Consider the following 11,496-nt stretch of genomic DNA (forward strand, 5'->3'; position numbering starts at 1 on the left):
TCGTCGTCAGTCAGGTGAATGCAAAAGGTCAGAGTACAAAAGTCAGAGCACAGAAAAGTCGAGCGCCGCATACAAACTCGGGGCAACACCGGCGAAGGCCAGCATCGCCGGCAAGCGCTCGACGAAGCCCTGGAAGCTGTGGTCGCCACCGGCCTGGATACGCAGGGCACAAGCACGGTAATAGCGCTCGGCGTGGCGATAGTCCAGGGTTTCATCGGCGGTCTGCAACCACACTTGATAGCGATTGGCATCCACGGGGGCGGGCACTTCCAGCTCGGCCAGGGCCTGCACGTGATCGTGAGTCAGCTCCCAGGCCTCATCGGTGTAAAGGTTGCGCTGGGTGCCGAGGTAGCCATCGAACAACCGATGCGGTGCCACTGCCGGGTTGATCAGCAGGGCCTTGAGGCCATGGCGCTCGGCCAGATAGGTGGCATAGTAGCCGCCGAGCGAACTGCCGACCAGCAGGGGCGCGCCCAACTCGGCAATAGCGCCTTGCAGTTGGGCAATGGCCTGGCGCGGGTGATGGTGCAAGGCCGGTACGCGCAATCGCTCGGACAACCCCAGCTGCTGCATGACGGCCTCGAGCTGGCGCGCCTTCTTCGACAGCGGCGAGCTGTTGAAGCCATGGATATAGAGGATGGAACCCGACATGCTGCCCCCGGAATCTGTGGCTTCGCGCCCAATCTGGCAGGCGCAGGGACGCGCAGTGTAGCGCGTTCGCCGGGTTTTGACGCAGCGGCGGGGTTTTCGCAACAATTTCTTCGTCAACCTGAAGGGCCGCTGCGCAGCAGCCCCAAGGCCGTCAATACCCCGGGCTGTCGAAGTCCAGCTTCACGTCGAAGTCCCGCGCCCGCTCTACACCAGTCTCCAACCGCCCGTCGGCGTGCAGGCGCAGCCAGCGATAGCCCGGCTGTTCCTCGCTCACCTTGAAGTCCTCGCTGTGCGCCGCGAACTGAATGCAAGTAGACGGCGTGGCCAGCAAGCGCAACCCCTCGCGCATTTCATCCCACGGCTGGTGGACATGCCCCCAAAGCAGCCCGCGCACCTGTGGATAACGTTCAACGATGCCGAACAGCGCCTGGGCATTGCGCAGGCCGATCGGGGCGATCCAGGCGCAGCCGATGTCCACCGGCTGATGATGGAAGCACACCAGGCAATGGCGCTCGCCCGCTGTCTTCAATGCACCCTCAAGCAGGCTCAACTGAGCCTCTTCGAGCAGGCCATGGGTCGCGCCGGCCACCGCAGAATCGAGCATCACGATGCGCCAGCCACCGATATCGGTAACCGCTTGCACCAGGTCCGTGCCCTGCGCGATGTCGGCCATCAGCCCGGCTTCGTCATGGTTGCCCGGCAACCAGCGCGTCGCCACGCCAAACCCTGCGGTCAACTCGCGGAACGCTTCATACGACGCCACGCTGGCGTCCTGGGAAAGGTCCCCCGTGCACAGCAGCAGGTCGATGGCCGGTTGCTCGCGCTGCACCTGGGCAACCACATGGCGCAGGCTGTCCCGGGTATTGAGACCCAGCAGGGTGCCGGCCGGGTCGGCAAACAGGTGGGCATCGGTGAGTTGCACCACATGCACGGGGCGGGTTGGGTCTAGGTGCGGCAACGGCCGTCTCCTCGAACGGATTCAGCACGAATTATGGCTGTGCAACGGGTGCGAGCAAACACCCGAAGCCGACGCACATCACATTTCAGCGAACGCTTGCCAATTCGTGACCACAGGCCAGGCAGTGGCTCAGCCACTCGCCGAGGAACAGGTTGAGCTGCGCCTTTTCATCGGGCTGGTGCATGCCTGCATTGGGGTACGGGTAGATACTGCGCAGGCGCCGCGCGTGCTCGGCGCTGACCACCTCGGCCATGCGCGCATCGTGGTACACCTGAACCTCCAGGTGCGGCACTGGCAGCCACGGCAAGCTGTGCTCCTGGCGCACGTGCAACGTGGTGGTATACGGGCAGGCCAGCACCACATCGAGTACCAGCACACCGAGCATCTGATCGCCTTGGGTCATGCCGATACGACGCGAGCTCTGGGTGGTGCGCATGTCGGGCAACAAGCGCATCAAGCGGGCGTAGTTGGCCTCGCAGGCTGCTTGCAGCCCGACCAGGTCGACCCGATATCGCTCGCGCAGCAGGTTCACTTCCACATACCTCGAACTTCGTCTCTGTTGAGCGCCAGCCATTGCAGGCCAATGATCGTCGCAGCGTTGCAGATACGGCCGTCACGTACCGCCTGCAAGGCATCTTCGAACGACCAGACGCGCACGCGGATGTCCTCGCCCTCTTCTTCCAGGCCATGCAGGCCGCCCGCGCCCTCGCTGGTGCAACGCCCAAGGAACAGATGGACGTATTCGTCACTGCCACCGGGCGACGGGAAGTAGCGGGTCATCGGCCACAAGGCGCTGAAGGTCAAACCGGCCTCTTCTTCTGCCTCGCGGTGTGCCACCTCTTCAGGCTGCTCGTCCTTGTCGATCAGCCCGGCGACCATCTCGATCAGCCACGGGTTGGCGACCTTGTCGAGGGCGCCGACACGAAACTGCTCGATCAACACCACTTCATCGCGTAGCGGGTCATAAGGCAGCACACAGACCGCATCATGACGCACGAACAGTTCGCGGCTGATCTCGCGGCCCATGCCCCCGGCAAACAGTTCGTGGCGCAGGTGCACCTTGTCGAGCTTGTAGAAGCCCTGGAAGCAGTTGGCCCGCTTGACGATCTCGACCGCCTTGGGGACTGAATTGAGCGTGTCTGACATAGAAATCCTCGTTACCTCATTTACCGCTTCGCGCCATCCTACTCCGCCTGCCGGCCTCTTTCATCCGTTTCCAGCAACCGTTCGCGCACTCGGGACAGCGCGCCTTCTGTCTGTTAGCTTAGTGGCGAACTGAAGGCCGCGCCGACGGTCAAAGGCCGACTTTTCCCTGTTCTGCAAGGATCATCATGACACTTGTCAAACTGACTTCCGTGGCCGTGCTGGCACTGGCCCTGGGTGCCTGCCAGAGCCTGCTCACGCCTAATTACCGGGCACCGCTCGAGGTCAAGCGTGACGCCTGGGAGCACGTCAAGCCCGGCTGCAGCGAAAGCGACTGCCCCCTGGTGAACATCGACACCATTCACTTCCCGGCCCTACCCAAGCTCGATGGCATCGTCGAACAGCGCCTGCTGCAACTGACCGAAGACAACCAGCGCGGCGCCGCGCCAACCACCTTGCAGGCGTACGAGCAGCAGTACCTGGCCAGCGCCGACAAGCGCAACAGCAGCTACCTGCAGGCCAAGGTACGCGAGCAACATGACGGACTGGTGATCATCGAACTGTCCAGCTACCTGGACAGCGGGGGTGCCCACGGCATGCCGGGGCGTGGCTTCATCAACTATTCGCGCAAGCTGGACAAGGTCCTGACCCTGCAGGACATGCTGGTGCCAGGCCAGGAAGAGACCTTCTGGAAAACCGTCGAAGAGTCGCACCGCGCGTGGATGATCAGCGTGGGCATGGACAAGGACGCCGAATTCATCAAGACCTGGCCCTTCAAGAAGTCGCCGCACGTCGCCCTGACGTACGGCGCGGTGGTGGTCAAGTATGAGGTCTATGCCATCGCGCCCTACTCCATGGGCCACGTCGAGCTGAAGATCCCCTACCCGCGCCTGAACGGCGTGATCAAGCCTGAGCTGTTTCCCGGCCGCGGCTGAAGCTCAGTAGCGCATGCAGCACACCTGCCAGCACCAGCGCTGGCAGGGTCGCCCCCAGGTCCGGCGCTTGCGCGGCGATCAGATGATAAGCCGCCACCCCCGCGGCCCAGGCCAGCAACGCCTGCCAGTGCAAGCCATCGACCTGCGCCGGCAAGCGGCGGCGGCGGATCACGTAATGGTCCATCAGCACCACGCCGAACAGCGGTGCGAACACCGAACCGATCAACAGCAGGAAGTTTTCGTACTGGGCCAGCGGCGCCAGCAGGGCGATCAGGGTGCACAGCACGCCGATGGCCAGCGCCAGGTGCTCGACCTTCAGTGGCAAAAGCACACCGGTTGAAACCGCTGCCGAATGGATGTCGGCGAAGGCCTTTTCCGACTCGTCCAGCAGAATGAGCAGCAGCGGAATACCCATGCCGGCGCCAGCCAGGGCCAGCAGCAAGGCATTGACTTCGCCACTGGCGGCAAAGGCCAGGGTGTAGGCCACGCCCAGGCTCATCAGCCAGGTGTTGCCGATAAAGTACCCAACTACCGTGCCGCCGAACACATGCTTGCCATTGCGGGCGAAGCGCGAGTAGTCGGCGATCAACGGCAACCAGGACAGCGGCATGGCGATGACGATGTCAAAACCCACCGCCAGCGACATAGAGCCATCCCCGGCGCGGCCCCACAGCTCAGCCAGGTCGGCCTTGGCAAACAGGTTCCAGGTCAGCCACAGGCAAGCGCCCATCAACAACCAGATACCCCAGGCGCGCAGCACCTTGCGCACGAAAGCCAGTGGCCCGCTGACGGCCAACACAGTGGCCAGCGCACCGAAGCACAGGGTCCACAGCACCGGGCTGTTCCAGGCACTGTCTTCACCGAAGGCCCGCGCGCCCAGCAGGCTGGCGGCATCGCGCATGACGATGATTTCGAAGGCGCCCCAACCGACCAGTTGCAACAGGTTGAGCAGTGCCGGCAAACGCGCGCCATGGCTGCCCAGGCTCAGGCGCAGGGTGCCCATGGCAGAAAGGCCGGTGTCGCTGCCGATAACCCCGGCAGCCCCCAGCAACAACACACCCACACCGGTGCCCAGCGCGATGGCCAGTACCGCGCCGGCAAGGCCCAGGCCTGGGGCCAGCATGGCGCCGACCTGCAGCACCATCAGGCCGATGCCGAGGGAGAACCACAGCGCGAACAGGTCACGTGCGCCAAAGATGCGTTGCGGGATGGGGACCGGGTGGTCGGGGGAGAATTGGCTGGGGGTGGTCATGCTGGCAGACACTCGGCATTAAAGGAGGTTGAACACGGTCGCTGTAGGAGCGGCCTTGCGTCGCGAAAGGGGCGCGAAGCGCCCCCCCGGCTTCAGCTTCGCCGCTGATCGTGCCGGGGCCGCTTCGCGCCCCTTTTCGCGACGCAAGGCCGCTCCTACAGAGGGCAGTTTTGCAGTCAGACTTTTTTGTACAGCTGGCTGCCTTCCTGGCGGAACCGCTCGGCCTGCTCACGCATGCCATCTGCAACCGTCACGTCCACGGTTTCGATCTTGGCGGCGTATTCACGCACTTCCTGGGTGATCTTCATCGAGCAGAACTTCGGCCCGCACATCGAACAGAAGTGCGCGACCTTGGCCGACTCCTTGGGCAGGGTTTCGTCGTGGTACGCGCGAGCGGTGTCTGGGTCCAGGCCAAGGTTGAACTGGTCTTCCCAACGGAACTCGAAACGCGCCTTGGACAAGGCGTTGTCACGAATCTGCGCGCCCGGGTGGCCCTTGGCAAGGTCGGCGGCATGGGCGGCGATCTTGTAGGTGATGATGCCGGTCTTGACGTCGTCCTTGTTCGGCAGGCCCAGGTGCTCCTTGGGCGTCACGTAGCAGAGCATGGCGCAACCGAACCAGCCGATCATCGCCGCGCCGATACCCGAGGTGATGTGGTCGTAACCCGGCGCAATGTCGGTGGTCAGCGGGCCGAGGGTGTAGAACGGCGCCTCGTCGCAGCATTCCAGCTGCTTGTCCATGTTCTCCTTGATCAACTGCATCGGCACGTGGCCTGGGCCTTCGATCATGCACTGCACGTCGTGCTTCCAGGCGATCTTGGTCAATTCGCCAAGGGTTTCCAGCTCACCGAACTGTGCAGCGTCGTTGGCGTCGGCAATCGAGCCCGGGCGCAGGCCGTCGCCCAGCGAGAAGCTGACGTCGTAGGCCTTCATGATTTCGCAGATTTCGTCGAAGTGGGTGTACAGGAAGTTTTCCTGATGATGCGCCAGGCACCACTTGGCCATGATCGAGCCACCCCGGCTGACGATGCCGGTGACACGCTTGGCGGTCAGCGGTACATACCGCAGCAGCACGCCAGCATGGATGGTGAAGTAGTCCACGCCCTGCTCGGCCTGCTCGATCAGGGTGTCGCGGAACAGCTCCCAGGTCAGGTCTTCGGCGACGCCGCCGACTTTTTCCAGGGCTTGGTAGATCGGCACGGTACCGATCGGCACCGGCGAGTTACGGATGATCCACTCGCGGGTTTCGTGAATGTGCTTGCCGGTGGACAGGTCCATGACCGTGTCCGAGCCCCAGCGAATGCCCCAGGTCAACTTGGCCACTTCTTCCTCGATCGAGGACCCCAGCGCACTGTTGCCGATGTTGCCGTTGATCTTCACCAGGAAGTTGCGGCCGATGATCATCGGTTCCAGCTCGGTGTGGTTGATGTTGGCCGGGATGATCGCGCGGCCGCGGGCGATTTCTTCGCGGACGAATTCGGGGGTGATTTCTTTCGGGATGTTGGCGCCGAAGCTGTGGCCGGCGTGCTGCTGGTCGAGCAGGCCGGCAGCGCGGGCTTCCTGCAGCTTCATGTTCTCGCGGATGGCCACGTATTCCATCTCGGCGGTGATGATGCCCTGGCGGGCGTAGTGCATCTGCGAGACGTTGACGCCAGCCTTGGCGCGGCGCGGGTTGCGCACGTGGTTGAAGCGCAGCTTGGCCAGCTCTGCATCGTTCAGGCGCTGTTGGCCGAAGTTCGAGGTCAGGCCGCCCAGGCGCTCAGTGTCGCCGCGGGCGTCGATCCAGGCCGAACGGACGTCGGCCAGGCCCTTGCGCACGTCGATGATGACGTCAGGGTCGGTGTAAGGGCCGGAAGTGTCGTAGACCAGCACCGGGGCATTGGTTTCGCCGCCGAAGTCGGTCGGGGTGTCGTGCAGGCTGATTTCGCGCATGGGCACGCGGATGTCCGGGCGAGAGCCCTCGACATAAACCTTGCGCGAACGGGGGAACGGTTGCACGGACTGCTGATCGACTTGTGCCGATTCGCTGAGGTTGATCGTTTTTTCTTGTTTGCTCATCACGGGCTCTCCAGACAGCTTCCTAGCGGATGGAATGTCGGGGAGAACCTGAAAGACGCGGACGCACCCAGAGATGGATGCAGTGCCGGACATGGGGGTGCCTAGCGCTTTTTACAGCGGCGACAATCCCGGACCTGGCACAAGAGGCTCACCGGGAAAGCGAGCAATCTTGTTCCCTACGCAGGCGCTAACCTGATCAGGTTCAACGGGATCCGGAACTTCCGATCTCAGCCTTTGCAACAAGGCACCCCGACAAGAACATGCGCAGTCTAGACTGGAGTGGCCGGCAAAGCCAAGCGGGTAAATGCGGGGATGATGAAAGGCGCACTGAGCGATTGTTGCCAGGGGCGCATGGCACTACACTGGCCCATCGCTCGATACTCAACAGTTCAGTAATTAAATTTCGTACAAGGATTGCCTCTATGCTGCGCAAACTCTCACTGGCGATAGCCGTGTCTTGTGCGTCCAACGGAGTGGTCTGGGCAGCGGATGTGCCCATGACGGTGAAGACCGACCTGGTCAGCGTCTACCAGGAGGCGGTCGACAACAACGCCGACCTTGCAGCGGCCCGCGCCGATTATGGCGCCCGCCGCGAGGTGGTACCGCAGGCCCGCGCCGGCCTGCTGCCGAACCTGTCGGCCGGTGCCGAAATGTTGAACACCCGTACCAAGCTCGACGAACCGTCGATGACTTCCAACCGCAGCGGCAACGCCTGGAGTGCGACCCTGGCGCAGCCGGTGTTCCGTGCCGACCGCTGGTTCCAGTTGCAGGCCGCCGAGGCGGTCAACGAGCAGGCAGCGCTTGAGCTGTCGGCCACCGAGCAGAACCTCATTCTACAGACGGCGCAAAACTATTTTGCGGTGCTGCGCGCCCAGGACAACCTGGCCGCGACCAAGGCTGAAGAATCAGCCTTCAAGCGCCAGCTCGACCAGTCCAACGAGCGTTTCGACGTGGGCCTTTCCGACAAGACCGACGTCTTGCAGTCCCAGGCCAGCTACGACACCGCCCGCGCCAACCGGATCATCGCCGAGCGCCAGGTACAGGATGCCTTCGAAGCCCTGGTGACCCTGACCAACCGCGAATACGCGTCGATCCAGGGCGTTGTCCACACCCTGCCGATTCAGGTGCCCACGCCCAACGATGCCAAAGCCTGGGTCGAGACCGCCGGGCGGCAGAACCTCAACCTGCTGGCGACCAACTACGCCGTCAGCGCCGCTGAAGAAACCCTGCGCCAGCGCAAGGCCGGCCATGCCCCGACCCTGGATGCGGTGGCCAAGTACCAAAAGGGTGACAACGACAGCCTCGGCTTCACCAACCCTTCGCAGCTGGGCGTGCGTTACAGCGGCGACGTCGAGCAGACCAGCGTCGGCCTGCAGCTGAATATTCCGATCTACAGCGGCGGCCTGACCAGTTCGCAAGTGCGCGAGGCCTACCAGCGCCTGAGCCAGAGCGAGCAACAGCGCGAAAGCCTGCGCCGCCAGGTGGTAGAGAACACGCGCAACCTGCACCGTGCGGTGAATACCGATGTGGAACAGGTGCAGGCGCGCAAGCAGTCGATCATTTCCAACCAGAGCGCGCTGGAAGCCACCGAAATCGGCTACCAGGTCGGTACCCGCAACATCGTCGACGTGCTTGACGCCCAACGCCAGCTGTACACCTCGGTGCGTGACTACAACAACAGCCGCTATGACTACATTCTCGACAACCTGAGCCTCAAGCAAGCGGCCGGCACCCTGAGCCCGCAAGACCTGCAGGACCTGGGGCGGTATCTGAAACCGGACTACAACCCGGACAAGGACTTCCTGCCACCAGACCTGGCGGCAGCTGCAGCGAAGAACTTCGAACGCAGGCCTTGAGATGCGTAGGGCTTCTTCGCGGGTAAAACCGCGAGGAAGCCAGAACCAGAATCAGCGAATAAGTGCACCCAGCCCATCCAGCAACCGCTGCAAGGCCCCCTGATTGGCCTGCATCACCGCCCTGCCCGCCTCGCCCATGCGCTGACGATCCTGCGGCAATTCGATCAGCCGCCGTACCGCCTCGGCCAGCCCTTCGACATCCTCGACCTGCTGCAACGCCCCGGCTGCCTTCAGCATCGCGCTGATTTCAAGGAAGTTGAACACATGTGGCCCCATGATCACCGGCAATGCCAGCGCTGCCGGTTCCAGCGGGTTGTGCCCGCCAGTGGCAACCAGGCTGCCGCCGACGAAGGCGATGTCGGCCAGCGCATAGAGGAACAGCAACTCGCCCATGGTATCGCCGAGCAATACGCGGGTCTGGCCATCGACTGCGGCATCGGTTGAACGGCGCACGGTGGCGAACTGCTCGGCACACAGGGCATGCACCGAGTTGAACCGCTCAGGGTGGCGCGGCACCAGGATCAGCAGGGCATCGCCGTGCACCTGCAGCAACGCCCGATGGGCCTGCAGGATCAAGGCATCCTCACCCTCATGGGTGCTGGCGGCGATCCACACCGGGCGCTGGCTTGCGCCCCATTGCTCGCGCAGCGCCCTGGCGCGCGGCAGCAGTTGGTCATCGACCTTCAGGTCGAACTTGATCGAACCGGTCACCTGCACACACGCAGGCAGCGCGCCCAGGTTGCGAAAGCGCTGCGCTTCGGTGTCGGTTTGCACCGCGATCAGGCTCATCTCGGCGAGCATCGGCCGGGTCAGCTTGGCGAAACGCGCATAACCACGGGCGGAGCGCTCGGACAACCGGGCATTGGCCAGCGCCACCGGGATGCCCCGCTTGGCACACTGGTTGATGTGGTTAGGCCACAACTCGGTTTCCATGATGATGCCCAGCTTCGGCTGCACATGGTCGAGAAAACGCCCGGCGGCCCATGGCAGGTCGTAGGGCAGGTAGCAATGCTGCACGCGCGGTTCATCGGCAAACATGGCGCGAATGCGTTCGGAACCGGTCGGCGTCATGCAGGTAAGCGTGATCGGCAGGCCTGGGTAGGCCTTGAGCAGCGCCCGCACCATGGGTGCGGCGGCGATGCTTTCACCCACCGACACGGCATGCACCCAGATGCCGCCCCGCTGCATGGCTGGCAGGTTGAAGGCGAAGCGCTCGCCGATGCGCTGGCCGTAGGCCGGTGCCTTGCGCGCCCGCAGGAACAGGCGCAGCGCAACCAGTGGCAGGCCCAGGTGAAACAGCAAGGTATAGAGAGTTCTGTTCATGGCGGCGAAGTTTACCCGATCGCGCGCAGGTGCACCGCAAAGCGCTCGGCCAGCCATTGCGCGGCCGGCCCCAACGGCTCGTCACGGCGCCAGGCCAGCTCGACGACCAGCGCCGGCGGCCGCCACTCGCTGGCAAGCTCGACCATTTGCGCCTGGTAGGTGGGGTACTGCACCACATGCCGGGGCAGCCAGGCCCACCCCAGGCCGCGCATCAGCAGTTCAGCCATGGCGTAGAAGCTGTCGGCGCGCCAGACCTGCGGGCTGATCGCTTCGCCGCCGGGGTAGCCACTCTGCTGCGGGGTGATCAATAACTGCCGGTGGCGTGCCAACTGCTGGCAGCTGACCCTCGCCTGCTCCGCGAGCGGATGGCCGACCGCGCACACCGTGACCATTTCCACACTGCCCAGGGCACGGCGCTCCAGCGACGCCGGCATGCTTTCATGATGAAAAAACAGGCCAAGGTCGGCGCGCCGCTCCACCAGCTTGCGCGCCACATCACCCTGGGCGGCGCTGGCCAGTTGCACTTCCAGGTACGGGTAGCGACTGGCCAGCTCGTCCAGGCTGTCGATGACGGGCTGATAAGGCATCGCCTCGTCCTGGGCGACCCGCAACAGGGCTTCCTGCCCGCGCATCAGGGCCAAGGCGCGCCCGTCCAGGCGTTCGCATTGGCGCAGCAGTTCACGGGCGTCCTCCAGCAGCGCGGTGCCGTTTTCGGTCAGCTTGGGCTGGCGGCCGCTGCTGCGTTCGAACAGGGTTACGCCCAGGTCCGCCTCCAGCAGGGCGATGGCGTTGCTCACCGCCGACTGGGCCTTGCGCTGTTCACGGGCAACGGCGGAGAACGAGCGCAGTTCAACAACGCGCACGAAAGTGCGTAGTTGCTCGAGGTTCCACTGTTCGGCCATCAACCTATCTCCATGGGTGATAGGTAATGACTTTACCCCATCCCGGCAACGCCTAGAATGCCCGACCAGTCACCGGAGAATCGCCATGAACGCCTACACCTACCTCGCCATCGCCATCTGCGCCGAAGTCATCGCCACTGCCTCCATGAAAGCGGTGAAGGGGTTCAGCACGCCTCTGCCGTTGCTGCTGATGGTGGTCGGCTACGGCATCGCGTTCTGGATGCTGACCCTGGTGGTGCGCAGCATTCCGGTGGGGATCGCCTATGCCATCTGGTCGGGGCTGGGCATTGTGCTGATCAGTGTGGCGGCACTGGTGATCTATGGGCAGAAGCTGGATGTACCGGCAATGCTGGGCATGGCGATGATCGTCGGTGGGGTGGTGGTGATTCAGCTGTTCTCGAAGACTGCCGGGCATTGAT

General features: G+C 63.7%; 11 protein-coding genes and 1 riboswitch. Of the genes, 3 read left to right on the plus strand and 8 right to left on the minus strand.

Annotation, left to right across the window (positions count from 1 at the left end; all coding sequences use genetic code 11):
* Positions 1 to 42 precede the first annotated feature (42 nt).
* The 4 genes from LOY26_RS24325 to LOY26_RS24340 all read right to left on the minus strand — a co-directional run bounded on the left by LOY26_RS24325 (position 43) and on the right by LOY26_RS24340 (position 2,755).
* The gene (locus LOY26_RS24325; RefSeq protein ID WP_186652774.1) at positions 43 to 651 is read right to left on the minus strand and encodes a YqiA/YcfP family alpha/beta fold hydrolase; all 609 of its coding nucleotides are present in this window, start codon (positions 649 to 651) and stop codon (positions 43 to 45) included.
* Positions 652 to 802: 151 nt separating this feature from the next.
* Complete coding sequence (cpdA, locus tag LOY26_RS24330) at positions 803 to 1,609, minus strand: 3',5'-cyclic-AMP phosphodiesterase (RefSeq protein ID WP_258714192.1); 807 nt, start codon at positions 1,607 to 1,609, stop codon at positions 803 to 805.
* An 85-nt stretch (positions 1,610 to 1,694) separates the two neighbouring features.
* Complete coding sequence (locus tag LOY26_RS24335) at positions 1,695 to 2,147, minus strand: DUF1249 domain-containing protein (RefSeq protein ID WP_027592506.1); 453 nt, start codon at positions 2,145 to 2,147, stop codon at positions 1,695 to 1,697.
* Positions 2,138 to 2,755, minus strand: a complete 618-nt coding sequence (locus LOY26_RS24340; RefSeq protein WP_033701837.1) for an NUDIX domain-containing protein — start codon at positions 2,753 to 2,755, stop codon at positions 2,138 to 2,140. The genes LOY26_RS24335 and LOY26_RS24340 overlap by 10 nt, the downstream gene beginning before the upstream one ends.
* Before the next feature lie 185 nt (positions 2,756 to 2,940).
* On the opposite strand from LOY26_RS24340, the gene LOY26_RS24345 reads away from it, so the two are divergent.
* The gene (locus tag LOY26_RS24345) at positions 2,941 to 3,687 is read left to right on the plus strand and encodes an RsiV family protein (RefSeq protein ID WP_258714193.1); all 747 of its coding nucleotides are present in this window, start codon (positions 2,941 to 2,943) and stop codon (positions 3,685 to 3,687) included.
* On the opposite strand, the gene cytX is transcribed toward LOY26_RS24345, so the two are convergent.
* Positions 3,656 to 4,939: a putative hydroxymethylpyrimidine transporter CytX gene (gene cytX / locus LOY26_RS24350; RefSeq protein ID WP_186652776.1), complete on the minus strand. Its 1,284-nt coding sequence runs from the start codon at positions 4,937 to 4,939 to the stop codon at positions 3,656 to 3,658. The genes LOY26_RS24345 and cytX overlap by 32 nt on opposite strands.
* A 176-nt stretch (positions 4,940 to 5,115) precedes the next feature.
* A complete protein-coding gene (thiC, locus tag LOY26_RS24355) occupies positions 5,116 to 6,996 on the minus strand; it encodes a phosphomethylpyrimidine synthase ThiC (protein ID WP_033701840.1) in 1,881 nt (626 codons plus the stop codon).
* Between the two features lie 156 nt (positions 6,997 to 7,152).
* Positions 7,153 to 7,258: riboswitch (TPP riboswitch) on the minus strand.
* 160 nt (positions 7,259 to 7,418) lie between these two features.
* On the opposite strand from thiC, the gene LOY26_RS24360 reads away from it, so the two are divergent.
* Positions 7,419 to 8,852: a TolC family outer membrane protein gene (locus LOY26_RS24360; RefSeq protein ID WP_186652780.1), complete on the plus strand. Its 1,434-nt coding sequence runs from the start codon at positions 7,419 to 7,421 to the stop codon at positions 8,850 to 8,852.
* Positions 8,853 to 8,903: 51 nt separating this feature from the next.
* Here the strand turns inward: LOY26_RS24360 and waaA are convergent, their stop codons facing one another.
* Complete coding sequence (waaA, locus tag LOY26_RS24365; protein ID WP_258714194.1) at positions 8,904 to 10,175, minus strand: lipid IV(A) 3-deoxy-D-manno-octulosonic acid transferase; 1,272 nt, start codon at positions 10,173 to 10,175, stop codon at positions 8,904 to 8,906.
* Positions 10,176 to 10,186: 11 nt separating this feature from the next.
* Positions 10,187 to 11,077: a LysR family transcriptional regulator gene (locus LOY26_RS24370; RefSeq protein ID WP_258714195.1), complete on the minus strand. Its 891-nt coding sequence runs from the start codon at positions 11,075 to 11,077 to the stop codon at positions 10,187 to 10,189.
* An 85-nt stretch (positions 11,078 to 11,162) separates the two neighbouring features.
* Between LOY26_RS24370 and LOY26_RS24375 the strand changes: the two genes are divergently transcribed.
* On the plus strand, positions 11,163 to 11,495 hold the full coding sequence (locus tag LOY26_RS24375) for a multidrug efflux SMR transporter (protein WP_033701845.1): 333 nt from the start codon (positions 11,163 to 11,165) through the stop codon (positions 11,493 to 11,495).
* The last annotated feature ends 1 nt before the right edge of the window (position 11,496 follow it).

The organism is Pseudomonas sp. B21-047 (assembly GCF_024748775.1).
In the GTDB taxonomy this organism is placed as follows: domain Bacteria; phylum Pseudomonadota; class Gammaproteobacteria; order Pseudomonadales; family Pseudomonadaceae; genus Aquipseudomonas; species Aquipseudomonas capeferrum.